We start from the raw sequence: 23,000 nt of genomic DNA, 5'->3' as shown, positions 1-23,000 counted from the left end.
TTTCCCGGGACGCTCGCTCAGCAGCGGGGGAGTTGCGGCTGGCGCTCTCGCACTGCCCCTCGGGAAGTGCGAGAGCAGCGGCCGACCAAGCGGAACCGGCGGCTCCAATCCCAGTAGACCGCACCTCACAACCGACTGCCGAGCAATGGAATGTGCCCGACCGTACTTGATCAGCTTCTGGAAACGGCGCCATCGAATACCGGAATGTGGGGAGCAATCTCCGGATCATGTCGGAGTCGCTGGATGCATTCCTTCAGGCGGACTCATTGGCGCGACGCGACGCTGCGGATGAACTGGGCCAAGCCGGCCAAGGAATGGAATTGGGCTGAGGTGAGCGAGCGTTGGGCAATAATGCCCCGTATGCGTATGTGAGCGAGCGTCGGGCAATAATGCCCCGTATGTGAGCGAGCGTTGGGGGTGGGAAGTTAGATGGCGGGGATGGCTTCTTCCACCACGACCGTCAGTGTACTGGCCAGCAGGGCGTGCACCTGCGGCCGCGTCAGCGTCTTGCGCAGCAGCCATTCGCGGGCGCCACTGCGGGCCAGCTGCGCATAGACACGGAACATGGCCCGGATTTGCTCGCGCCCGTCGCTTCGCCCGGACAGGCCGCACGCCTCAATCAACAGCTCAATGGAATCATTTTCGGCAGCGATCAGAATCTGTTCCAGGTCGGGATCGCGCCCGATGCTGCCGCCAAAACTCAGCCAGGTGGCCCCGGATTTCTCCAATGAATCCAGAAACCAGTCAACGGCCATACCGATCCGCTCCTGCAAGGTCCCCTCGGGCAGCGCCGCCACCGCCACTGCCGACACCGTGGAACTGACCTTGACCACCTCCAGGTACAGCTCGCGTTTGTTGCCGAAGTAGTGGTTGATCAGCCCGCGCGCCACCCCTGCGGCGGCCGCAATGTCGGTCGCGGACACCTCTTCGTATGCCCGCTCATTGAACAAGCGCTGGGCACATTTAAAGATCTGTTGGCGCCGTTCGTCAGGGTTGAGCCGCTGCCGGATGGGGGTTGGGTTGTCGGGTGTCACGGTGTTGAGTCTGTTTCTATGGGGTCAGGACTGAGCCAGGGGAGCCACTGCGGAATGCCGTCAGGCACCGTGAGAGGGAAGTTCGGCGGGCGTTTTTCCAGGAACGATTTCACGCCTTCCACCGTGTCGGCGTGGCCCGACAACCCGGCGATCAGCTGCGAATCCAAGGCATGGACCGGGATGGGGGAGTCGAGCCCGCTGAGCCGGTTCAACATTTGCTTAATGACAGCGGTGGACACCTCCGAGGTGTTGGCGATGATGTCCTGTGCCAGCTCGTAGGCGGCCTCCAGCACGTTCTCGGGCTCGTGCACCGAGGTGACGAGTCCGGCGTCGAGCGCTTCCTGCGCACCAAAAAGCCTGCCGGTCAGCATCCAGTCGGCGGCCCTGGACGCGCCCACAAGACGCGGCAGGTACCAGACCGAGGCGCCCTCGGGGAAGATCCCGCGGCGGCTGAAGGGGAAGGAAATGCGGGAGTCGGTGGACGCCAGTCGGAAGTCACAGGAAAGCGTGATGGTCATGCCGCCGCCCACCGAGACCCCTCGCAGGGCCGCGATGACGGGCTTGTTCATGCCGAAGATGGTTTTGGAGCAGCGCCCGGCCGGTTCCTGCCAATCACTGGCGGCATCGGTCATGGTCATGTCGAAGCCGCCGCCGCTGAGGTCCGCACCCACGGAGAAGTCCTTGCCAGCGCAGGTGAACACCACAACCTGGACGGCAGGATCGGCGTCGGCGGCCAGGAAAGCGTGCTCGAGCTCGTGCGCCATGGTGAGCGTGTAGCCGTTGCGGGCTTCGGGGCGATTGAGGGAAACCGTCGCGATGCGCTCGGCCACCGTGTAGCTGATGGCGGTGTACGGTGTGGAGATTTCAGCGGTCATGGTCATCGCTTTCAGGACTGGAAAGTAAAGACTTGCGTCAGCTATTGACACGGTGTCAATAGTCCTGCACTATTGGCGGTATGTCAACAACTCAGTTAACTTCGGCATGGATCGATGAAGATCTGCTCGACGTAAAGTCCCTGTTGCACGATTTTTTTGTCAAGGAGGTTGCCCCGCTCGAGAAGAAATTCAAGGAGCAGGGCTTCCCGGACAAGGAACTGTATGCCCGCGCCGGTGAACTTGGCCTGTGCGGCATGTCCATTCCGGAGGAGTATGGGGGCGGGGGCGGCACCTTTGCCAACCTGGCCCTGTTGCTGCAGGAGCAGACCAGTGCCGGGGCTGACAGCTTGGGCTTTGCCGTCAGCGAGGGCATCGTGGCCCACTACCTGCTGGCCTACGCCTCCGAGGAGCAAAAGCTGCGCTGGCTGCCCAAGCTGTGCAGCGGTGAATGGGTGGGCGCCATCGCCATGACCGAGCCCGGCACCGGATCCGACCTGCAAGCCATCACCACCCGTGCCGTGCGCGACGGCGACGACTACTTGGTCAGCGGTTCCAAAATCTTCATCTCCAACGGCCAGCTCGCCGAGCTGGTGGTCATCGCCGTCAAGACCGACACCGCCAAGGGCGCCAAGGGCATCTCGCTGCTCGTGGCGGAGATCGACGGCGGGATCCCCGGCTTCCAGCGCGGCCGCAACCTGGACAAGATTGGCCTGAAGGGCCAGGACACCTCGGAACTGTTCTTTGACAACATGCGCGTCCCCGCTGCAAACATCCTCGGCGGGGAGGAGGGTAAGGGCTTCTACCAGCTCATGAACCAGCTGCCGCAGGAACGGCTCATCACCGCCATCCTCGCCCAGGCCATGAGTGAGGCCGCCCTGGAGGCAACGCTGGAGTACACCAAGACCCGGGAAGCCTTCGGCAAGCCGCTGTTCGAACTGCAGAACACCCGCTTCGAACTGGCCGAGTGCGCCACGATCGCCCGGGTCAACCGGGTGTTCCTGGACGACTGCATCACCCGGCACGTCAACGGCGATCTCGATGCGGCAACAGCCTCCATGGCCAAATACTGGATCACCGACCGGACGGCGGAGGTCATCGACCGCTGCCAGCAGCTCTTCGGCGGCTACGGCTACATGATGGAGTACCCCATTGCCGGCATGTACGCCGACAACCGGGTGCTGCGCGTGCTGGCCGGGGCCAATGAGGTCATGAAGGAACTCATCGCCCGCTCGCTTTGAGCGCACCGCTGCACCAACTACAGGCCCCTCCACCAACTACAGACAGCTCTTAACCGTCCCGCCCGCACCGCTGCGGCCCGGGATGACAATGGAAGGAATCACGTGAGCGAACAAGCAATACCGGAAGCATTTGTCTATGACGCCATCCGCACCCCGCGCGGGCGCGGCAAGAAGGGGTCGCTGCACGGCACCAAGCCGATTGATCTGGTGGTGGGCCTGATCCAGGCCCTGCGCGAGCGCAACCCGGGCCTTGACGAAACGCTCATCGACGACTTGATCCTCGGCGTCGTCTCGCCGGTGGGCGACCAGGGCGCCGTGATCGCCCGTACCGCCGTCATCGCCGCCGGCCTTCCGGACACGGTGGGCGGCGTGCAACTCAACCGCTTCTGCGCCTCGGGCCTGGAAGCCGTCAACGTCGCCGCCCAGAAGGTGCGCTCTGGCTGGGACCAGCTCATCATCGCCGGCGGCGTGGAGTCCATGTCGCGTGTGCCCATTGGGTCCGACGGCGGCGCCTGGGCCATGGACCCGGCCACCAACTATGATTCCTACTTTGTGCCGCAGGGCGTCGGTGCCGACCTCATCGCCACGATGGAGGGCTTCAGCCGCGTGGACGTCGACGCCTACGCTGTGCGCTCGCAGCGCCTCGCCGCACAGGCCTGGAAGGAGGGCCGCTTCGCCAAGTCCGTCATCCCTGTGAAGGATCAGAACGGGCTCGTCGTCCTGGACCATGACGAGCACATGCGCCCCGAATCCACGCCCGAGTCGCAGGCCGGGTTGCGTCCCGCCTTCGCCGTCATGGGCGAGGCTGGCGGCTTTGATGCCGTCGCGCTGCAAAAATTCCATGCCGTGGAAAAGATTGACCATGTCCACACCGCCGCCAACTCCTCGGGAATTGTCGACGGCGCCGCTCTGGTTTTGGTGGGCAGCGCCGCCGTGGGCGAACAGCTGGGACTGAAACCGCGAGCCAGGATCGTGGCCACGGCCACCTCGGGCGCCGACCCCACCATCATGCTCACCGGCCCCACCCCAGCCACCGAAAAGCTGCTCAAGACCGCGGGGCTGAGCGTTGCAGACATTGATCTCTTTGAAATCAACGAGGCCTTCGCCTCCGTGGTCCTGAAATACCAAAAGGACCTCGGTATTCCGGACGAAAAGCTCAACGTCAACGGCGGCGCCATCGCCATGGGCCACCCGCTCGGCGCCACCGGCGCCATGATCCTGGGCACCGTGCTGGACGAGCTGGAACGCACCGACAAGCGCAGGGCCGTAGTGACCCTGTGCATCGGCGGCGGCATGGGCGTGGCAACTTTGATCGAGAGGGTCTAGTAACGATGAGTGAGGCAACAGTGCAGGAAAGCAACAACACCATCCGCTGGGACCAGGACGGAGACGGCGTCGTCATCCTGACCATGGATGACCCGAACCAGTCGGCCAACACCATGAATAGCGATTACATTGCCTCCATGCAGGCCGTGGTGGAGCGTCTCGCGGCAGAGAAGGAGAGAATCTCCGGCGTCGTACTGACGTCTGCGAAGAAGACCTTCTTTGCCGGCGGTGACCTCAAGGACCTCATCACCTCCACCCCGGCCGATGCACAAAAGATTTTTGAGCTGGGACAGCAGATCAAGGCCCAGCTGCGCATCCTGGAAACGCTCGGCAAGCCCGTGGTCGCCGCAATCAACGGCGCCGCACTGGGCGGCGGGCTGGAAATTGCGCTCGCCACCCACCACCGCATTGCGGCGGATACCCGTGGCTCGGTCATCGGACTGCCCGAGGTCACCCTGGGCCTGCTGCCCGGAGGCGGCGGCATTGTCCGCACCGTGCGGCTGATGGGCATCGCCGACGCCACCATGAAGGTGCTGCTGCAGGGCCAAAAGTACAAGCCCCGCAAGGCCCTTGAAATGGGCCTGGTGCACGAGGTTGTGGACACAGTGGAGGAACTGCTCCCGGCCGCCAAAGCGTGGATTGCAGCGAACCCGGAGGCCATCCAGCCTTGGGATGTGCCCAAATACCGGATCCCCGGCGGCACCCCCAGCACCCCCGCATTGGCAGCAAACCTGCCGGCGTTCCCCGCGAATCTGCGCAAGCAGCTCAAGGGCGCCAACTACCCGGCCCCGCGCGCCATCCTGGCCGCCGCCGTCGAAAGCACCCAGGTCGACTTCGACACGGCGCTGGAGATTGAGTCGCGCTACTTCGTGGAACTCGTGACCGGCCCGGTCTCGACGAACATGATCAAGGCCTTCTTCTTCGACATGGGCCACATCAGCGCCGGAGGCAGCCGCCCGGCCGGGTTTGAGAAGTACACGGCCAAGAAGGTTGCCGTGCTCGGCGCCGGCATGATGGGCGCGGGCATCGCCTATGTGTGCGCCCGCGGTGGCATGGACGTGGTCCTGAAGGACGTCTCACTCGAGGCGGCCGAACACGGCAAGAGCTACTCCAAGGCACTGACCGACAAGGCTGTGGCGCGCGGGCAGCAAACGCAGGAGGAGGCAGACGCGCTGCTGGCCAAGATCACCCCCACCGCAGACGCGGCGGATGTGGCCGGCTCCGACCTGGTCATTGAGGCCGTCTTTGAAAACGTGGAGGTGAAGCAGGCGGCGTTCGCCGAAATCCAGGACCTCCTCGGCCCGGATGCCGTGCTCGGCTCCAACACCTCCACACTGCCCATCACCACCCTGGCCGAGGGCGTGCGGAGCCAGGAGAACTTCATCGGCCTGCACTTCTTCTCGCCCGTGGACAAGATGCCGTTGCTGGAAATCATCGTCGGAAAAAACACCTCCGATGCCACGCTGGCCAAGGCCTTCGACATCGCCCAGCAGATCCGCAAGACACCCATTGTTGTCAACGATTCCCGCGGCTTCTTCACCTCCCGCGTGATCGGCACGTTCATGAACGAGGCGATTGCCATGCTCGGCGAGGGCATTGCGGCCCCGTCCATCGAGCAGGCCGGGCTGCAGGCCGGCTATCCCGCGGCCCCGCTGCAGTTGGCGGACGAGCTGAGCCTGACCCTCATGTCCAAAATCCAGAAAGAGACCCAGGCCGGTCTGGAGCACGACGGCGGTGCCCAAAAGTACCAGGACCACGCTGCCTACCCCATTGTGGACCGGATGATCGAGGCGTTCTCCCGCAAGGGCAAACTCGCTGGCGCCGGCTTCTACAACTACGCCGACGGCCACCGCACAGGGCTCTGGGAAGGCTTGAAGGAGAACTACGGCGGCACCGCGGAGATCCCGTTCGAGGACATGGTGGAGCGCATGCTCTTCGCCGAATCCCTCGAGACCGTCAAATGCTTGGACGAGGGCGTGCTGCGCAGTGTGGAGGATGCCAACATCGGTTCAATCATGGGGATCGGCTTCCCGGCGTGGACCGGCGGCGTGCTCCAGTACATCAACGGGTACGACGGCGGACCGGCAGCTTTCGTGGCCCGCTCCCGTGAGCTTGCGGCCAAGTATGGCGATCACTTCCTGCCGCCTGCCTCACTGGTGGCTAAGGTCGAGAAGGGCGAAACGTACTAAATGAGCGCTGTTACTGCGGCCGGGCCCGCCTTCACCCACGCTTGGACGGCATTCACTGTTGCGCAGGCACCCACCCCGGAGGTCGCCGTCGTACATTTGGTGGGGCCCAGCCGCGGCAACATGATGGGGCTGGCCTTTTGGGCCGAATTGCCTCAGGTGTTCGCGGCACTGGATGTTGATGACAGCGTGCGGTCTGTGGTGCTCGCCGGTGCCGGAAACCATTTCAGCACCGGTCTGGATGTGCAGGAGGTGTTGGGCGGCTGGCTGGACAGTTTCACCGCCGACTCCCCGGCACAAGCAGCACCGCGCACCGAATTCTTGGCCACGGTGGGACGGCTGCAGGCGGGCATCACCGCCGTGGCAGCGTGCCGCAAACCCGTCATTGCCGCCGTACAAGGCTGGTGTATTGGCGGCGGGGTGGACCTGATTGCAGCAGCCGATGTCCGGCTGGCCTCAGCGGATGCCAAGTTCAGTGTCCGGGAGGCACGGCTGGCGATCGTGGCCGACGTCGGAAGTCTCCAGCGCCTGCGCGGCATCATCGGTGAGGGCCAGCTGCGCGAACTGGCCCTGACCGGCAAGGACATTTCGGCGGCGCGGGCGCAGAAGATCGGCCTGGTCAATGACGTGTACCCCGACACCGAGCAGCTCATGGCGGCGGCGCTGGAAATGGCGGGGGAGATGGCCGCGAATTCTCCGCTAGCAGTGGCAGGCACCAAGTCCGTGCTCAACGAGGACCGGGAAGAGCAAGTGGCCCGCGGGCTGCGGCATGTAGCGCTATGGAACTCTGCGTTCCTCCACAGCGAGGACCTGTTGGAGGCCGTCGCGGCCATGCAGGATCGCCGCCCGGGCGTGTTTACCGGCAAATAGATGCCCACGAGTCAGTGGAAATTCTGTACTAAAAGTCTGTACTAAAAGTCAGCGTCGATTTTTTACCAAGGAGCTTTTCATGTACCTCACCCAAGGACTGCACCGTTCGCTGCAGGCAACCCCGAACGCCACCGCCACGATCTACAAGGACCGGGTGCGAACCTTTACCGAGCATGCGGACCGGATCGCCCGCTTTGCCAGCGCCCTGCAATCGCTGGGGGTGCAAGCGGGGGACAGGGTCGCCATGCTGTCCATGAACTCGGACCGTTTCGCCGAATACCTGCTGGCGGTGCCGTGGGCCGGGGCTGCCGTGAATCCCGTGAATATCCGGTGGAGCCCGGCAGAGATCGCCTACTCCATGACGGATTCGGACACGCACGTGCTCCTCATTGATGACGCTTTTGTGCCCATGGCGCCGTTGCTGCGGGAGAAGGCGCCGGGCTTGACCACCCTGATCCACTGCGGTGACGGGCCTACCCCGGAGGGCATGCTCTCCTACGAGGAACTCGTGGCGGCCAGCGATCCGGTGGAAGACGTCTACCGCAGCGGCGACGACCTTGCCGGGGTCTATTACACCGGCGGCACCACAGGTTTTCCCAAGGGCGTCATGCTCAGCCACACCAACTTTGTCACCTCCGGGTTGGGTGCGGTGGCCACGGGCGAACTCCTTAAAGCAGGTGCCACATTGCTCCATGCCGCACCCATGTTCCATCTGGCCGACCTCGCCGCCTGGTCTGGAATGACCATTTTGGGCGGCACCCACGTCATGGTGCCCTTCTTCGAACCGACCAGCGTATTCAAAGCGATTCAGGAGCACAAACCCACCGACGTGCTGCTGGTTCCCACCATGATCCAGATCCTCGTGGACCACCCCGACGCCGGCAATTACGATCTGTCCTCCTTGGAACGCATACTCTACGGTGGGTCTTCCATCTCTGAAGGGGTCCTACACAGGACGCAGGAGCGCTTCCCAGGCGTGCGCCTGACCCAGGCCTATGGGCAGACCGAGGCGGCACCCATCGTTACCATGTTGCTACCGGATGACCACGTGGGCGATCGGATGCGATCCGGTGGCCGGGCAGCCCCGCATTCTCAGGTGGCCATCTTGGATATTGACGGCAAGGAAGTGCCAAGAGGTGACGTCGGCGAGGTTTGTGCCAAGGGTGCCCACATCATGCAGGGCTATTGGAACAACCCGGAGCAGAGCGCGCAGGCCTTGCGCGGCGGCTGGCTGCACACCGGCGATCTGGCCTATATGGACGCGGAGGGCTTTGTCTATGTGGTGGACAGGATCAAGGACATGATCATCACCGGCGGCGAGAACGTGTATTCGGCTGAGGTGGAGAACGCCCTGAGTAAGCACCCTGAGGTGGCGTCCTCGGCTGTCATCGGCGTTCCGGATGAGAAGTATGGCGAACGCGTGCACGCCGTCGTGGTTCTGGCAACTGGGAGCACAACCAGCGCCGAGGACCTGACCGTGCACTGCAAGGAACTCATTGCGAGCTACAAGGTGCCGCGCAGCTTCGAGTTCCTCGCTGCGCTGCCCATGTCCGGTGCGGGCAAAATTCTCAAGCGCGATCTGCGTGAGAGCTACGCCGCGGCGCAGGAACAGGGGTAGCCCATGACTGGTCCATTGCAGGGTTTGAAGGTGGTGGAACTATCCGCCATGGGGCCGGCCCCGCATGCTGCCATGATGTTGGCGGACATGGGTGCTGCGGTGGTGCGGGTGGTTGGGCCCGCGCCTCCCGTTGGCGGGTACGACGTCGGCACTCACCTGCAGCGCGGCCGCACCACCGTCCGGGCGAACCTGAAGGACCCTGCGGATCTCGCCGGGGTACTTGCGCTGGTGGCAGAGGCTGATGTGTTTTTGGAGGGCTTCCGGCCCGGGGCCACCGAACGGCTGGGGCTGGGGCCTCGCGAATGCCTCGCTCTGAATCCGCGTCTGGTGTATGGGCGGATGACGGGTTGGGGGCAGAACGGTCCCATGGCTCAGCAGGCCGGGCACGACATCAACTACATTGCGCTGACCGGGGCCCTGCACGCTATGGGTCCGGCCGCAGCACCTGTGCCACCCCTGAATTTGGTGGGGGATTTTGGTGGCGGTTCCATGTTTGTGCTGACCGGAATCTTGGCAGCCCTGTGGGAACGCGAGCGTTCGGGATGCGGGCAGGTGGTGGATGCCGCCATGGTGGACGGCGTCAGCGTGCTCTCCCAGATCATCCTGGAATTACGCTCCGTGAACATGTGGAGCGATACCCGGGCCGCGAACCTGCTCGATGGTGCCGCCCCGTTCTACCGGACGTATGAATGCGCCGACGGCGGCCATGTTGCCGTCGGTGCCATCGAGCCGCAGTTTTACGCCCTTCTTCTGGAGGGGTTGGGCCTGTCCGCCGCAGGGCTGCCGGACCGGGACAATCCGCGCCAGTGGCCAGCTCTTGCGGATGTATTCTCTGCTGCCTTTGCGGTCCGGAGCCGGGATGAGTGGGCGCAAACCTTCGACGGCGTCGACGCTTGCGTGACGCCCGTGCTCACGTACGCAGAGGCTGCCGAGAACACCCATTTGAGCGCTCGCGGCACCTTCTCGGGTACGGGTCGGCAGATAGCTGCCGCGCCGGCGCCCCGCTTTTCTCGGACGGCGTCTGAGGCCAGAGAGCCCGTGGGCGATATTGATTTTGCAAGCATTCTGAGCTCTTGGAGGACATCGTGATCACCGTAACGGCCCCGGCACAGTTCCAGGCCTGGCAGGCCAAAGTCATGCCGCCTGTCGAGGAGATTCGTCCCGGCGTCTGGTCCATTCCAGTGCCCTTCATTGGTAACCCGATGCGCTACACACTGTCCTATCTGTTGGTGGGAAATGGGGAGGCTGCTCTGGTGGATCCGGGGTGGGACTCAGCTGAGGGGTGGGAGTCTCTCACTGCGGGGCTGGCTGCTGCGGGCGTCGCACCCCAACAGATTACGGCCATCGTTGTCACACACTTTCATCCGGACCATTTAGGTATGGCGGCACGCCTTCGGGAAGCATCGGGTGCCCCGGTGGCGTTGGGGGAGCACGAGCCGTTGCCTGCGCAGTGGCGTGGCGATCCGGCCCGCTTTGTCGTCGAAGACCGAGAACAGTTTGCAGCTTGGGGTGTGCCTGCCGAGTTCCTCGACGAGGTCAGTTTCCAAACTGAGACGTGGGCTCAGATGACCATGGTTGCGGAGCCGCAAATCCGGCTAGTCGACGGCGAGCTGCTACCGGTTGCAGGGATCACGGTGCGGGTGTTGTCAACGCCCGGGCACACACCCGGCCATATCTGCTTGGTGGATGAGGCGAACCAGCTCATTCTCACCGGGGACCACGTACTGCCACGCATCACCCCGCACGTTTCCTTGGAAGCTCAAGGACAGCTGAACCCGTTGGGTGACTATTTCAACTCATTGGAAATCATGGGTGCCGGCGCCGATATGGAAGTGCTGCCGGCTCATGAATACCGATTCTTGGGGCTGATGGACCGCGTGGCAGAGCTGACGGAGCACACTCTGGAACGCTCCCGGGAGGTCATCGCGGTGCTGGACTCCGGTGCTGCAGCAAACGTGTGGGAGGTGTCCAAGGAGTTGACCTGGTCGCGCGGCTTCGAGTCCCTGCGCGGGTTCACGCTGCGCCTAGCGCTCGCAGAAACAGCCAGTCATTTGGTGTATCTGCAGAAGCAGGGCCGGGAGGTGGGCATCGAAGTCAGCCGCGGCACCCCCACCCCGGCCCGCCCGTGACAGATCCCTGACGCCGCACCACCTTCCGGCGTGTTTTCCCTGACGCCGCACCACCTTCATTGCCGGGTGGCGGTGCCGAAGCTGCCGGTTACGGGAGCGTTTGGCGCCAAGGGCCGGAAGGTGGTGCGGCGTCGGAAGGAAAGGGCCGGAAAGTGGTGCGGCGTCTAGAGGGGGTCGGGGTATGGGAGGGGGTCGATGAAGTCCCCGGAGTCGCGGCGGAAGCGGGCCAGGATGGCCGTCATAGTCCGCAGATCGGCGGCGGGGATGCCAGGTGATGCGAACACATCAGCATTCAGGACCGTGGTGGCTTCCTCCACCAGCACCCGTCCTGCCTCGGTCAGCACCACCAGGGTGGCACGTCCGTCGGTGGGGTGGGCCTCGCGGTGCACAAGCGCATCGCGCTCCAGCCGGTCAACAACGCTGGTCACGGACGTGGGATGCACCTGCAGGCGCGCGCTGGCACTGGCCATCGGCAGGGCGCCGTCGCGCGTGAAAGACAGCAACCGCAGCAACTCCAACCGGGCGTAGGACAAACCCAGCGGCTTCAAAACGGCGTCGACCCGGCTGTACATGAGCTGGTGGGCTCGCATGACGGAGGAGAACGCGGCCATGGCGTCGGCGGCATCGGCCCAGCCGTGGGCAATCCACTGGCGCTTGGCCTCGGCAATGGGATCCATGGGCAGCGGGGTGGCCACGGCACGTCCTTTCTCAACGGGGATGGAAAGCAGCTGAAACAACAATTTACTTGGGATCCCTAGTAAATACTAGTACTACCTAGTATTCTTCCAATGAGACCGACAACACAAAGGCTGAAGGGGCAATCAATGAAGATCGCAGTTTTGATAAAACAGGTGCCTGACACGGCGGAGGAACGCACGCTCGTGCCGGCCACCGGATGGCTGGATCGCGATGCCGCGGACAACCTCGTCGACGAGATCAATGAGCGCGCCCTCGAGGTGGCCCTGCGTGTGAAGGACGCCGACAAATCCACCGAAATCGTGGTGCTCTCCATGGGACCGGATGAAGCCACCAAGGCCATCCGCAAGGCACTGTCCATGGGTGCGGATTCCGGAATTCACGTGCTCGACGGCGGATTGGCCGGCTCGGATGCGGCCCGCACCGCCGCGGTGCTCGCCGCGGCGCTCCGCAGCACCAACGCCGACGTGATTGTGGCAGGCAATGAGTCAACGGACGGCCGAGGCGGCGTGGTTCCGGCCATGATCGCCGAACACCTGGGCCTGCCGCTGGTAGGTGGGCTCAACGCCGTCGAACTTGGCGGCGGAAAAGTCAGTGGCGAGCGTTCGGGGGACAGCGGATCGCTGCAAATCACCGCAGCGCTGCCCGCCGTGGTTACCGTGACCGAGCGGACCGCCGAGGCCCGCTTCCCCAACTTCAAGGGCATCCTGACGGCCAAGCGCAAGCCCGTCACCACCCTCAGCGTCGCCGATCTTGACGTGGCAGCAACCCCGGCCCACGCGGTCGTGCTCTCCCATAGCGAGCGCCCCGCCCGCGAGGCTGGCCGCAAGATTGAAGACGACGGCACGGCCGGCACGCAGCTAGCCGGCTACCTCATTGAAAACCGCTTGGTCTAGGAAGGCACCACCATGGCAAATATTCTGACTCTCATTGAATTGACCCACGCAGGTGCGGTTGCCGCCTCCGCCAAGGGCCTGCTGGCAGCGGCCGCCTCCCTCGGGACGCCCGTGGCCGTTGTTGCCAGCGACAAAGAACTGAGCCCCGAAACGACAGTGCAGCTGGGCCAGGCCGGCGCCGCCGTGATCCACCTCGGCGTCAGCGACCAGGCAGCTTCGGTGCTGACAGGACCGGCCGTGGAAGCCCTGGAAGTCGCCGTTGCCGCCTACGCACCGGCCGCCGTTCTGGTATCCAACTCGGTGGACGGCCGCGAAGTTGCCGCCCGCCTCGCCGTCAGGGTGGGCGGCGCCATGCTCAACGACGTCGTCTCAGTACGTAGCGACGGCGACCGCATCGTGGCCGGGCACTCCATCTTTGGCGGCGCCTATGACGTGGAATCGGCAGTGGAGGGCGGCCTGCCCATCATCACTGTCCGCCAGGGCGCCATCGACGGTGCCCCCACAGAAGGGGGCGGCGCCGTCGAAGTGGTCACATCAGCCCTGCCCGGCACGGTTCCCGGTGCACAGGTGACGGCCGTCAATGACGCCCTGGCCACCGCCAGCCGCCCCGAACTGCGCACCGCCAAAACGGTGGTCTCCGGCGGACGCGGCCTGGGCTCCAAGGAAAGCTTTGTGCTGGTGGAGCAACTGGCCGACGCGCTTGGAGCGGCCATTGGTGCTTCCCGCGCAGCCGTCGATGCCGGCTACGTTGACCAGCATGCGCAGGTGGGCCAGACAGGTGTGAGCGTCTCCCCGCAGTTGTACATTGCGCTGGGCATTTCCGGGGCCATCCAGCACCGGGCCGGCATGCAGACCGCCAAGACCATCGTGGCCATCAACAAGGACGGCGATTCGCCCATCTTTGATGTAGCCGACTTCGGGATCGTGGGCGATGTATTCACCGTTGTACCGCAGCTGATTGAAGCCCTCGCCGCCCGCGAAGGCTAGCCGCCCCGGGGATCCTCCCAGGCTAGCCGCCTCGAGAGGACCCGGGCAAGGACCCCGGGAGTTCCCCCGGACCACTGCGGAGCCGCCACTGCTCCACAGAAGGGGCGGCGCTGCAGTGCGTGGCGGTCCATGACGGACAATGGATGGAAACACACCCAAAACTGCTACAAATAAATGCTACAAATAGTAACTGTTGCAAAGCGGTGCCGACACCGCCCGGCTGCTTCCACTGGGAGCATGTGAAAGAGGATTCAAGACCATGTCGACCCCCAAGAATAAGCAGGCCGCCGGCGTCTCCGAGCGTTGGAAAGCCCTGGGCCTCTGGGCAAAAATCGGCGTGTCCGCAGCCGGATTAGTCATACTGTTCGCCATTGCCGTCCTAGCAGCACGCTGGCTGACAGGCCTTGACGGCGTCAAAGACTTCATGGAGAGCTACCCAGGTCACTCCGAACTGCCCGCCAGCGCACCCGTGGGTCTCCCGGCGTGGCTGGGCTGGCAGCACTTCATCAACATGTTCTTGATCCTGCTGATCATCCGCTCCGGCTGGCAGGTGCGCACCACCAAGCGCCCGGCCGCGCACTGGATCCGCAACAACAAGGGGGCCATCAAAACCAAGAACGCCCCCACGAAGATCAGCCTGGACCTCTGGTTCCACTTGACGCTCGACGCCCTCTGGGTGCTCAACGGCGCCATCTTCATCGTCGTTCTCTTCGCAACCGGCCAGTGGATGCGCATCGTGCCCACCAGCTGGGATGTGTTCCCCAACGCCATCTCGGCCGGCCTGCAGTACCTCTCCCTGAATTGGCCCACCGACAACGGCTGGGTCAACTACAACGGCCTGCAACTGCTGACCTACTTCATCACTGTCTTCATCGCCGCGCCCCTGGCCATTATCACCGGCCTGCGCATGTCCGGCGCGTGGCCCAAAAACGCCGCCACGCTGAACAAGATCTACCCCATCACAGCCGCCCGCGCACTGCACTTCCCGGTCATGCTCTACTTCGTCTTGTTCATCATTGTGCATGTCACCCTGGTCCTGGCCACCGGCGCCCTGCGCAACCTGAACCACATGTATACCTCCTCCGACGTGGTCAACTGGTGGGGCTTCGGCATCTTCGCCGGCTCCCTGGTGGTCATGGCCGCCGCCTGGTTCCTGGCCCAGCCGCTGTTCCTGCGCCCCGTCGCATCCCTGATGGGCAAGGTCACCAAATAAAGTACGACGCCGGACACCTCACCTCAGGTGTCCGGCCCCACGGCGGCCCCACATCCTAGGGACCGCCAGCTAACCACCCATACCGCAAGGACGCGGTAGAAGGAGGCACCCCATGAACGAGCAGACTGCCGATCAACAGGCCGTGGTGGAGATGGTGCGCGATTTCGCAGCCACTGCCATGGCTCCCCATACGGCCGCGTGGGACGAGGAAAAACACTTCCCCGTCGATGTGCTGGCCGAAGCCGGAGCTCTGGGCATGGGCGGCATCTATGTGGGGGAAGAGTATGGCGGATCCGGGCTGAGCCGGGTGGATGCCTTATTGATCTTTGAAGAGCTGGCCGCCGTAGACCCCACCATCGCCGCCTATATCTCCATCCACAACATGGTGGCCTGGATGATTGACGCCTTCGGCAACCAAGAGCAGCGCGCCGCTTGGCTGCCGGGCATCACGGCCATGACAGAGCTGACCAGCTACTGCCTCTCCGAACCCGGCGTGGGGTCCGACGCTGCAGCCATCACCACCCGGGCCGTGCGCGACGGCGATCATTACATCCTCAACGGAACCAAACAATTCATCTCCGGCGCCGGCTCCTCCGCCTGGTATTTGGTGATGGTTCGGACAGCTGACAAAGGCGCAAGGGGGATCACCGCCGTCGTGGTTCCTGCAGATGTCAAGGGCCTCAGCTTCGGTGCGAATGAGAAGAAAATGGGCTGGCGGGCCCAACCCACACGCCAAGTAGTTTTCCAGGATGTGCGCATCCCGGTAGGGAATCGGCTCGGCGAAGAAGGAGACGGTTTTGGCATCGCCATGAAGGGCCTCAACGGCGGACGCGTGAACATCGGCGCCTGCTCACTCGGCGGCGGAAGGGCCGCCTTGGAGCAGTCCATCGCGTACTTGAAGGAGCGTCAAGCCTTCGGGGGCCCGCTCATTGAAAAGCAGCACCTGCTCTTTGAAATTGCTCAGATGGACACCGATCTGGAGCTCTCGCGGACCATGCTGGTCCGTGCCGCACAAGCGCTCGACGCCGGCGCCCCCGACACCGTGAAGCTGTGTGCCATGGCCAAACTCGTCGCCACTGACGCCGGATTTCAGGTGGCCAACCAGGCCCTGCAACTGCACGGCGGCTACGGCTATCTCAGCGAGTACGGACTGGAAAAACTGGTCCGGGACCTGCGCGTGCACCAAATTCTTGAAGGCAGCAATGAAATCATGCGTTTGATCATTGGCCGCCTGGCCGTGGAGCGCTGAACCGTGGAGGATACAAACATGGACCACAACGACGTTCTCGTCGAGCGCACCGGCCAGCTGGGACACCTGATCCTGAACCGGCCAGCGGCTATGAACGCACTGAACCACGCGATGATCACCGCGGTGGCGGGCGCCCTGGATGAGTGGGAAAACGACCCTGCCGTCTCAACCGTTCTCATCTCCGGCGCGGGGGAGCGGGGATTATGCGCGGGCGGGGACATTGTCTCGATCTACCACGATGCCCGCAGCGGCGGTGATTCCAGCGAGACGTTCTGGCGCGATGAATACCATCTCAACGCCCGGATCAAGCGCTATCCCAAACCCATTGTCACGCTGATGGACGGGGTGGTTTTGGGCGGCGGCGTGGGGATTTCCGCACACGCCTCGCATCGGATCGTGACCGAACGCTCCCGGATCGGCATGCCGGAAACTGGCATTGGATTCGTCCCGGACGTGGGCGGCACCTGGCTGCTGGCACACGCTCCCGGGGAGTTGGGCGTCCACGCGGCACTGACCGGCGCCATGTTCAGCGGGGCCGACGCCATCGCCATGGGACTGGCCGGCCACTACGTCGATTCCGCCGTCCTGCCCACGCTGGTAGCCGAGCTGGCGCAGCGTGAGGCAAGTGCCGTCGTTGGACGTTATGGGCAGGTTCCGCCGGAATCCGCGTTGGCCCGGCAGAGGTGGTGGATTGATGAGGCGTATGCCCCGGACGACGCCGGGACCATCCTTGAGCGGTTGGCTTCCATGGGTGACCCCGCGGCTTCGGCGGCGGGGGAGACTATTGCGGGGAAGTCGCCCACGGCCGTGACAGTGACCTTGGCGGCGCTGCGGCGGGCGCGGCTGGCGGGCTCGCTGGAGGAGGCGCTGAATCAGGAATTCCGGGTCTCGCTGCGGGCGTTGCGCTGGCCTGATTTTGCCGAGGGTATCCGGGCGCAGTTGGTGGATAAGGATCGGAACCCTGCATGGCAGCCAGCAACGCTGTCCGAGGTTGGGAGCGCTGTGGTGGCAGGTGCGTTTGCCGATTTGGGGGCGCTGGAGTTGGGGCTGACGGCTCCGCACAAGAGTGCTGTGGACGGCACTGCATCTGAGAATACATCACCGGTAAACACTGCGAAAGGGATCTGACCATGAACCAGGACAATGCGGGCCGCCAGGATGCTAGGGACGCTCGAGATACTGCAATTGCCTTCATAGGCCTCGGGCACATGGGCGGACCCATGGCCGCGAATCTGGTGTCGGCCGGATACTCCGTGACGGGCTTCGACGTGGTGCCGGCTGCGTTGGAAGCGGCCGCTCCGGCAGGTGTGGTGGTGGCCGAATCGTCGGCTGCGGCCGCGCTGGGAGCCGATGTCATCATCACGATGCTGCCAGCCGGAAAGCATGTTTTTGCCGCGTTTGAGGGCGATGGACCTGGCGGAGGTTTGCTGGCTGCAGCCAAGCCGGGGGCCTTGTTCTTGGAGTGTTCCACCATTTCGGTGGAGGATGCCCGCACGGCCCACGAGATGGTGGTTGCCGGTGGCCACCGCGGCTTGGATGCTCCCGTGTCCGGCGGAGTGATGGGCGCCGAAGCTGGGACTCTGACGTTCATGGTGGGTGGCTCCGAGGATGACTTTGTCGCGGCAGCTTCCATTTTTGAGGTGATGGGGCGGAGGATCGTGCACTGCGGCGGACCGGGCGCCGGACAGGCTGCCAAGGTCTGCAACAACATGATTCTGGGCGTCTCCATGATCGCCGTCAGCGAGGCCTTCGTCCTGGGTGAAAAACTGGGACTGACGCATCAGGCGTTGTACGATGTGGCCGCCAACGCCTCAGGACAATGCTGGGCATTGACCACCAACTGTCCGGTTCCCGGCCCCGTACCCACCAGCCCGGCCAACCGCGATTACGTTCCCGGATTCGCCGGAGCACTGATGGCCAAGGACCTGGGGCTGGCCGTGGAAGCGCTCAATGCCACCGGTGTCGATGCTGTGCTGGGCCGCTCCGCCGAGGAAATCTACCGCGAGTTCACCCTAGACGGAGGTGCAGGGACGGACTTCTCCGGGATCATCAACAGCATCAGGGCAGCCTCAGACCACCCTGTAACCGACTAGAACTTTTCATCAACCTTGAACCGAACGGAACTTGTTTTTATGACACAGCCTTCCCTTATCCTGACCGAACAACGCGGCCGCGTGGGCCTGATTACGCTCAATCGCCCTGAAGCACTCAACGCCTTGAGCGACGCAATGGGTTGGGAGATCCTCGCAGCGGCGCAGGCTTTTGACGCCGATGCAGGAATCGGCGCCATCGTCATCACCGGGTCCTCACGTGCCTTCGCTGCCGGGGCAGACATCAAAGAGATGGCTGACAAGACCTCCGTGGACATGTACCTAAGCAATTGGTTCTCAGCATGGGATGAGCTGGCCCGGGTTCGCACGCCCATCATCGCTGCTGTGGCGGGCCACGCATTGGGCGGTGGCTGTGAGCTGGCCATGATTGCAGATTTCATCATTGCCGCCGACAACGCGAAATTCGGCCAGCCCGAAATCAAGCTTGGGGTCATCCCCGGTATGGGCGGCTCGCAGCGACTGACTCGCGCCATCGGCAAGGCCAAGGCCATGGAAATGGTGCTCACCGGCCGGGTCATGGGCGCCGTGGAAGCCGAGCAGGCCGGACTCGTGGCCCGCGTAGTACCCGTAGCTTCACTGTTGGAGGACGCCCTGGCCACGGCTGAGACCATCGCCTCGATGTCCAAGCCCGTGGCCATGATAGCCAAGGAGGCGGTTAATGCAGCCTTCGAGACCACCCTGGCTGAGGGCGTGCGGCATGAGCGGCGCGGCATTTACTCGTGTTTCGCCACGGAAGACCAAAAAGAGGGCATGGCAGCTTTCACCGAGAAGCGTGCAGCCAACTTCAAGCATCAATAAGAACGAGCACCACTAGGAACCCTTCTGGTCCCTGGGCGCCGCTCGAGTGTTCACTTAGGGCACGCTTTTTGGGTTTTTCGGGGCCCAAACGTACATGATGTGAACACTCGAGCAGCGAATAAGCGAAAAGGAGCCTCGGGAGCCTCAGGAGCCTCTCGAGTTGGTGATTCGGCCAAAGACATGTACTGTTGAGGACGCAACGCGGGGTGGAGCAGTTCGGTAGCTCGCCGGGCTCATAACCCGGAGGTCACAGGTTCAAATCCTGTCCCCGCAACAGATGAGGAAAACCCTCGACCACACGGTCGGGGGTTTTTCGTGTACGCCCAGTGGAAATCGGGACTGCGGATGATGCGGATCCCGAATCCCGAATCCCGAATCCCGGATCCCGAATTCGAAACTGCAGCTGATGCGACCAAAATCGTGTTTTGACCGCATCAGCTGCAGTTTCGAATGAGTGGAGAGTCTGGAACTCGGTTCAGGCCGGGTACAGGACCACTTCGGCGGCCTTGACCACGAAGAACACCTCGGCTCCCGGCTCCAGCCCCAATTCAGCGATGGCGGCGGCGGAGACATCGGCGGCGAGTCCTGACGCCCGGACCCGGATATGCCCGCCCTGAGGCTCGAGTTCACTGACCTTCACCTTGAAGCAGTTGCGTGGGCTTCCTACCGGCGGTGCCAAGAATACTGACACGGACGACGGCGGGAACGCGGCCAGGCCCTCTGGCCCACCCTCTGCCGGAGGTACTAGGTTTGCCGGAAGTGCTTGGGAAGGAATACGTGTTGAATCTGAACCTGTGCCGCCGGCCGGACGTCCGGTGACCAAGACGCCGTCGGACGTTAAAAGAGTGGGACCGGACAGGGAACCGGTAAGGACATTGAGCCCGGCCAAGGAGGCCGCGAAGGAGCTGCGCGGGTGGGCCAGCACCGCGGCGGTGGGGCCTGATTCTACGATCCGCCCGCGCTCCATGACGATGATCCGGTCTGCGAGCATGAGCGCGTCGAGGACGTCGTGGGTGACGATAATGGCGCGCCTGCCGACCAAAACCCGTTTGAGGAGGCTGCGCAGAAACGGGGTGGTGTTGACATCCAGCGCCGCCATGGGCTCATCGAGCAGAAGCAGTTCAGGATTGGTGGCCAGTGCCCGGGCTAGTGCCACGCGTTGCGCCTGCCCGCCGGAGAGCTGAGAGGGTTTGCGTCCGGCTAAATCTGCAGCGTCCACTTCACGCAGCCAGTGCCAGGCAGTTTTCGCGGCAGCAGCCTTCGTGGCGCCTCGGCTTCGCGGCCCAAACGCCACATTGTCCAAGACGCTCAGGTGCGGAAATAGAAGGGGTTCCTGGGCTAGTGTGCCAATACCGCGCTCATGCGGCGGCAGCCACGACGTGCCAGTACTGCCAGACGTGCCAGTACTGTCCGGAGCGCCAGTACTGGCAGGAGCGCCAGTATTGGCAGAACCCAAGCGGAACAGTGTCCGCCCGCCCAAGGTGGCGTCACCGGAATCGGGCTTCACCAGCCCGGACAGGGCCTGCATGACGGAGGACTTCCCAGCGCCGTTGGCCCCCATGAGCGCGACGGTTTCGGTGGGGCCAACGCTCAAGCTCAGTTCAAGATTACGGGCCCCGATGGCAATACTCAGCTCCAGTGTCATGGCAGCACTTCCTGAGCAGGGACGGGGTCGGTACTGGTTCCGCGAACAGCTGCCCGGATGGGCGAACGGGGCGTGCGGTACGCCAGGATCACCACTATCAGGGCCACGGCGATCAGCAGAAAGGAGAGGGCAACGGCAGCGTCGGGGTCCGTCTCGCGCTGCAGGTAAATCTCCAGGGGCAGTGTGCGGGTGACGCCTTGAAGGCTACCGGCGAAGGTGAGTGTGGCACCAAATTCGCCTAGGCTTCGCGCGAACGCCAACACCGCTCCTGAGACCAAACCCGGCAGCACCAGGGGTAGTGTAATTCTGCGCAGAACGGTTGAAGGCCGGGCGCCCAGAGTGGCGGCCACGGCCTCGTACTTTTGCCCGGCGGTCCGCAATGAACCTTCAAGGCTGAGCACCAGAAACGGCAATGCCACAAACGCCTGAGCCATGACCACGGCTGTTGTGGAAAACGCAATGTCGATGCCGAAAGTACTCAACGTCTGGCCAATTAATCCAACGCGACCAAAAGTAAAGAGCAAGGCCAAGCCGCCCACCACCGGCGGTACCACCAGTGGCAGTAGGATCAGCGCACGCAAAACACCCTGGCCGCGAAAGCGTGCCCGGGCCAGGACCAGGGCCAAGGGGACGCCAAAAATGATGCACAAAACGGTGCTGGCGGCGGCAGTTTTCAGGCTGAGACCTAGCGCGGCTACGGAGGATTCCGAGCTAATCAGGGGGATGAACGCAGCCCAGTCCACCTGGGCGACCATGCCGACAAGGGGCAGCAGAATGAACAACGCACCCACTGCCGCGAGCAGGTAAACCCACTGGGGAACCGCCTGGAACTGCCACGGCTCCCCGGCTCGGCGAGGGCTATTACGGGGTGCCAAAACCTGCATCCTGGAGCACCTGCTGTCCTTCCGGAGCAGTCACCAACGCGATGAATGCTTTGGCAAGTTCCTGCTGCTTTGAACCTTCCACGGCAACAATGGGGTAGTCGTTGACTGTGGGAGTCGCGAGTTTGAGAGGAATTTCCTTGACCTTCTTCCCTGCGGATTTTGCGTCGGTGACATAAACCAGTCCGGCGTCTGCCTCGCCCGAGATGACCTTGCCAAGCACGCTGGTGACGTTCAGTTCTTCGCTGACCGGTGCCAGGGTCAGGCCCGCGTTCGTTGCATCGGAGAGTGCAGCGGCACCGCACGGGACCTGAGCGGCGCAGATCACCAATTTGGTGCCGGGCTTGGCGGCATCGGCAAAGCTGGCAATGTTGGCTGGGTTTGTCGGCGGAACTACCAATGTCAATACGTTGGTGGCAAAGTCAACGGGTTCCCCGGCTGCCATCTTGGCATCGCTGAGCTTGGTCATGTTCTTGGTATCAGCGGAGGCAAACACATCCGCCGGGGCGCCCTGGGTGATCTGCGTGACCAGCGTAGAAGAGCCATCAAAACTCAGTGACACTTTGACCTTCGGATGAGCAGCCTCGAAGGCGGCGGCCAGATCCGTAAAGGTAGTCTTCAGCGATGCGGCCGCGAACACGGTCAAGGTGTCCGACAGTTCAGGGGCAGCCGCTGACGTTCCGGCTGTCGGAGAGGCGGAGGTGTCACTGGCGGCAGCGCATGATGCCAGCGATACGGTCAGAACTGCGGCCGCGGCCACCGCTGAGAGTCTTTTGAAGGGGAGTTTCACGAGTGTTTTCCACCGCTCGGTACTTCAATGATGACGTTGGTTGATTTGACCACGGCGGTTGCCACGGAGCCGGGTTCAAGTTTTAGGTCCCGTACCGCTTCACTGCTCATCAGGGACACCACGCGGAAGGGGCCGCATTGAAGCTCCACCTGGGCCATGACCTTATCCATGGTGATGTTGGTAACGAGCCCAACGAAGCGGTTCCGCGCCGAACTGCCCACGCCGGTGGGGTCCATCGGGAGCATCGATTGGGACTTGGCCAGCTCAGCCAGCTCAAGCCCGTCCACCACAAGTTTGCCCTGCTTGTCCTTGTGGCCGGTCAGGGTGCCGTTATCCAGCCACCGCCGGACGGTATCGTCGCTCACGCCCAGAAAACGGGCCGCCTCTGAAACGCGAATAAGTGTCATATTCGCAGTCTATAACCTCATATGCGGAATAGGGGGGTAAATTACACCGCA

The 23,000-nt window shown here is 63.5% G+C and carries 21 protein-coding genes and 1 tRNA gene; 15 read left to right on the top strand and 7 right to left on the bottom strand.

Features of this window, described 5'->3' with window-relative positions; all coding sequences use genetic code 11:
- Window positions 1-425 precede the first annotated feature (425 nt).
- Complete coding sequence (locus AB0O97_RS10835) at window positions 426-1,034, bottom strand: TetR/AcrR family transcriptional regulator (RefSeq protein WP_363845343.1); 609 nt, start codon at window positions 1,032-1,034, stop codon at window positions 426-428.
- Window positions 1,031-1,909 carry an enoyl-CoA hydratase-related protein gene (locus AB0O97_RS10830; RefSeq protein ID WP_363845345.1) on the bottom strand — a complete coding sequence of 293 codons (879 nt, stop codon included), beginning with the start codon at window positions 1,907-1,909 and terminating at the stop codon, window positions 1,031-1,033. The genes AB0O97_RS10835 and AB0O97_RS10830 overlap by 4 nt, the downstream gene beginning before the upstream one ends.
- Before the next feature lie 80 nt (window positions 1,910-1,989).
- Here AB0O97_RS10830 and AB0O97_RS10825 point away from each other — a divergent pair, with 80 nt between their 5' ends.
- The 7 genes from AB0O97_RS10825 to AB0O97_RS10795 all read left to right on the top strand — a co-directional run bounded on the left by AB0O97_RS10825 (window position 1,990) and on the right by AB0O97_RS10795 (window position 11,276).
- Complete coding sequence (locus tag AB0O97_RS10825; RefSeq protein ID WP_363845348.1) at window positions 1,990-3,147, top strand: acyl-CoA dehydrogenase family protein; 1,158 nt, start codon at window positions 1,990-1,992, stop codon at window positions 3,145-3,147.
- A 117-nt stretch (window positions 3,148-3,264) separates the two neighbouring features.
- Window positions 3,265-4,473 (top strand): acetyl-CoA C-acetyltransferase, encoded by a 1,209-nt coding sequence (locus tag AB0O97_RS10820; RefSeq protein ID WP_363882488.1) that lies wholly within the window; start codon window positions 3,265-3,267, stop codon window positions 4,471-4,473.
- 5 nt (window positions 4,474-4,478) lie between these two features.
- A complete protein-coding gene (locus AB0O97_RS10815; protein ID WP_363882368.1) occupies window positions 4,479-6,662 on the top strand; it encodes a 3-hydroxyacyl-CoA dehydrogenase NAD-binding domain-containing protein in 2,184 nt (727 codons plus the stop codon).
- Window positions 6,663-7,529, top strand: coding sequence for a crotonase/enoyl-CoA hydratase family protein (locus AB0O97_RS10810; RefSeq protein WP_363845355.1), 867 nt, complete (start codon window positions 6,663-6,665; stop codon window positions 7,527-7,529).
- A 79-nt stretch (window positions 7,530-7,608) separates the two neighbouring features.
- Entirely contained in the window at window positions 7,609-9,147 is a 1,539-nt protein-coding gene (locus AB0O97_RS10805; protein WP_363882365.1) for a long-chain fatty acid--CoA ligase, read from the top strand.
- 3 nt (window positions 9,148-9,150) lie between these two features.
- Window positions 9,151-10,236 carry a CaiB/BaiF CoA-transferase family protein gene (locus AB0O97_RS10800; protein ID WP_363845361.1) on the top strand — a complete coding sequence of 362 codons (1,086 nt, stop codon included), beginning with the start codon at window positions 9,151-9,153 and terminating at the stop codon, window positions 10,234-10,236.
- Window positions 10,233-11,276: an MBL fold metallo-hydrolase gene (locus tag AB0O97_RS10795; RefSeq protein ID WP_363882362.1), complete on the top strand. Its 1,044-nt coding sequence runs from the start codon at window positions 10,233-10,235 to the stop codon at window positions 11,274-11,276. Before AB0O97_RS10800 ends, AB0O97_RS10795 begins: the two co-directional genes overlap by 4 nt.
- Window positions 11,277-11,440: 164 nt before the next feature.
- Here AB0O97_RS10795 and AB0O97_RS10790 read toward each other — a convergent pair whose 3' ends face one another.
- The gene (locus AB0O97_RS10790; protein ID WP_363845367.1) at window positions 11,441-11,971 is read right to left on the bottom strand and encodes a MarR family transcriptional regulator; all 531 of its coding nucleotides are present in this window, start codon (window positions 11,969-11,971) and stop codon (window positions 11,441-11,443) included.
- 129 nt (window positions 11,972-12,100) lie between these two features.
- Between AB0O97_RS10790 and AB0O97_RS10785 the strand changes: the two genes are divergently transcribed.
- The 8 genes from AB0O97_RS10785 to AB0O97_RS10750 all read left to right on the top strand — a co-directional run bounded on the left by AB0O97_RS10785 (window position 12,101) and on the right by AB0O97_RS10750 (window position 19,500).
- Window positions 12,101-12,868 (top strand): electron transfer flavoprotein subunit beta/FixA family protein, encoded by a 768-nt coding sequence (locus tag AB0O97_RS10785; RefSeq protein ID WP_363882359.1) that lies wholly within the window; start codon window positions 12,101-12,103, stop codon window positions 12,866-12,868.
- A 12-nt stretch (window positions 12,869-12,880) separates the two neighbouring features.
- Window positions 12,881-13,855, top strand: coding sequence for an electron transfer flavoprotein subunit alpha/FixB family protein (locus AB0O97_RS10780; RefSeq protein ID WP_363882357.1), 975 nt, complete (start codon window positions 12,881-12,883; stop codon window positions 13,853-13,855).
- A 259-nt stretch (window positions 13,856-14,114) separates the two neighbouring features.
- The gene (locus AB0O97_RS10775) at window positions 14,115-15,068 is read left to right on the top strand and encodes a hypothetical protein (RefSeq protein ID WP_363882354.1); all 954 of its coding nucleotides are present in this window, start codon (window positions 14,115-14,117) and stop codon (window positions 15,066-15,068) included.
- 112 nt (window positions 15,069-15,180) lie between these two features.
- On the top strand, window positions 15,181-16,317 hold the full coding sequence (locus tag AB0O97_RS10770; protein WP_363882351.1) for an acyl-CoA dehydrogenase family protein: 1,137 nt from the start codon (window positions 15,181-15,183) through the stop codon (window positions 16,315-16,317).
- Window positions 16,318-16,335: 18 nt separating this feature from the next.
- Window positions 16,336-17,445, top strand: a complete 1,110-nt coding sequence (locus AB0O97_RS10765) for an enoyl-CoA hydratase/isomerase family protein (RefSeq protein WP_363882348.1) — start codon at window positions 16,336-16,338, stop codon at window positions 17,443-17,445.
- A gap of 2 nt (window positions 17,446-17,447) precedes the next feature.
- Complete coding sequence (gene mmsB, locus AB0O97_RS10760) at window positions 17,448-18,410, top strand: 3-hydroxyisobutyrate dehydrogenase (RefSeq protein ID WP_363882345.1); 963 nt, start codon at window positions 17,448-17,450, stop codon at window positions 18,408-18,410.
- Between the two features lie 39 nt (window positions 18,411-18,449).
- A complete protein-coding gene (locus AB0O97_RS10755) occupies window positions 18,450-19,226 on the top strand; it encodes an enoyl-CoA hydratase (protein ID WP_363882342.1) in 777 nt (258 codons plus the stop codon).
- 200 nt (window positions 19,227-19,426) lie between these two features.
- A tRNA-Met gene (locus AB0O97_RS10750) sits at window positions 19,427-19,500 on the top strand.
- A 201-nt stretch (window positions 19,501-19,701) separates the two neighbouring features.
- On the opposite strand, the gene AB0O97_RS10745 is transcribed toward AB0O97_RS10750, so the two are convergent.
- Genes AB0O97_RS10745 through AB0O97_RS10730 form a run of 4 tightly spaced genes read right to left on the bottom strand, consistent with a single transcriptional unit; the run spans window position 19,702 to window position 22,949 of the window.
- Window positions 19,702-20,871, bottom strand: a complete 1,170-nt coding sequence (locus AB0O97_RS10745) for an ABC transporter ATP-binding protein (RefSeq protein WP_363882340.1) — start codon at window positions 20,869-20,871, stop codon at window positions 19,702-19,704.
- Window positions 20,868-21,755 carry an ABC transporter permease gene (locus AB0O97_RS10740; protein WP_363882337.1) on the bottom strand — a complete coding sequence of 296 codons (888 nt, stop codon included), beginning with the start codon at window positions 21,753-21,755 and terminating at the stop codon, window positions 20,868-20,870. Before AB0O97_RS10740 ends, AB0O97_RS10745 begins: the two co-directional genes overlap by 4 nt.
- A complete protein-coding gene (modA, locus tag AB0O97_RS10735; RefSeq protein WP_363882334.1) occupies window positions 21,733-22,542 on the bottom strand; it encodes a molybdate ABC transporter substrate-binding protein in 810 nt (269 codons plus the stop codon). Before modA ends, AB0O97_RS10740 begins: the two co-directional genes overlap by 23 nt.
- Window positions 22,539-22,949: a TOBE domain-containing protein gene (locus AB0O97_RS10730; RefSeq protein WP_363882331.1), complete on the bottom strand. Its 411-nt coding sequence runs from the start codon at window positions 22,947-22,949 to the stop codon at window positions 22,539-22,541. Before AB0O97_RS10730 ends, modA begins: the two co-directional genes overlap by 4 nt.
- Window positions 22,950-23,000: the final 51 nt, after the last annotated feature.

This window comes from Specibacter sp. NPDC078692, assembly GCF_040686835.1.
Taxonomy (GTDB): Bacteria; Actinomycetota; Actinomycetes; order Actinomycetales; family Micrococcaceae; genus Specibacter.
This window is presented reverse-complemented; position numbering and strand designations above follow the sequence as displayed.

Bases quoted from the DNA above. Each gene is read 5' to 3' on its own strand.
- AB0O97_RS10830 (WP_363845345.1), bottom strand. From the start codon at position 1,909: ATGACCGCTGAAATCTCCACACCGTACACCGCCATCAGCTACACGGTG.
- AB0O97_RS10825 (WP_363845348.1), top strand. From the start codon at position 1,990: ATGTCAACAACTCAGTTAACTTCGGCATGGATCGATGAAGATCTGCTC.
- AB0O97_RS10815 (WP_363882368.1), top strand. From the start codon at position 4,479: ATGAGTGAGGCAACAGTGCAGGAAAGCAACAACACCATCCGCTGGGAC.
- AB0O97_RS10810 (WP_363845355.1), top strand. From the start codon at position 6,663: ATGAGCGCTGTTACTGCGGCCGGGCCCGCCTTCACCCACGCTTGGACG.
- AB0O97_RS10805 (WP_363882365.1), top strand. From the start codon at position 7,609: ATGTACCTCACCCAAGGACTGCACCGTTCGCTGCAGGCAACCCCGAAC.
- AB0O97_RS10800 (WP_363845361.1), top strand. From the start codon at position 9,151: ATGACTGGTCCATTGCAGGGTTTGAAGGTGGTGGAACTATCCGCCATG.
- AB0O97_RS10785 (WP_363882359.1), top strand. From the start codon at position 12,101: ATGAAGATCGCAGTTTTGATAAAACAGGTGCCTGACACGGCGGAGGAA.
- AB0O97_RS10780 (WP_363882357.1), top strand. From the start codon at position 12,881: ATGGCAAATATTCTGACTCTCATTGAATTGACCCACGCAGGTGCGGTT.
- AB0O97_RS10775 (WP_363882354.1), top strand. From the start codon at position 14,115: ATGTCGACCCCCAAGAATAAGCAGGCCGCCGGCGTCTCCGAGCGTTGG.
- AB0O97_RS10770 (WP_363882351.1), top strand. From the start codon at position 15,181: ATGAACGAGCAGACTGCCGATCAACAGGCCGTGGTGGAGATGGTGCGC.
- AB0O97_RS10765 (WP_363882348.1), top strand. From the start codon at position 16,336: ATGGACCACAACGACGTTCTCGTCGAGCGCACCGGCCAGCTGGGACAC.
- mmsB (WP_363882345.1), top strand. From the start codon at position 17,448: ATGAACCAGGACAATGCGGGCCGCCAGGATGCTAGGGACGCTCGAGAT.
- AB0O97_RS10755 (WP_363882342.1), top strand. From the start codon at position 18,450: ATGACACAGCCTTCCCTTATCCTGACCGAACAACGCGGCCGCGTGGGC.
- AB0O97_RS10745 (WP_363882340.1), bottom strand. From the start codon at position 20,871: ATGACACTGGAGCTGAGTATTGCCATCGGGGCCCGTAATCTTGAACTG.
- AB0O97_RS10740 (WP_363882337.1), bottom strand. From the start codon at position 21,755: ATGCAGGTTTTGGCACCCCGTAATAGCCCTCGCCGAGCCGGGGAGCCG.
- AB0O97_RS10730 (WP_363882331.1), bottom strand. From the start codon at position 22,949: ATGACACTTATTCGCGTTTCAGAGGCGGCCCGTTTTCTGGGCGTGAGC.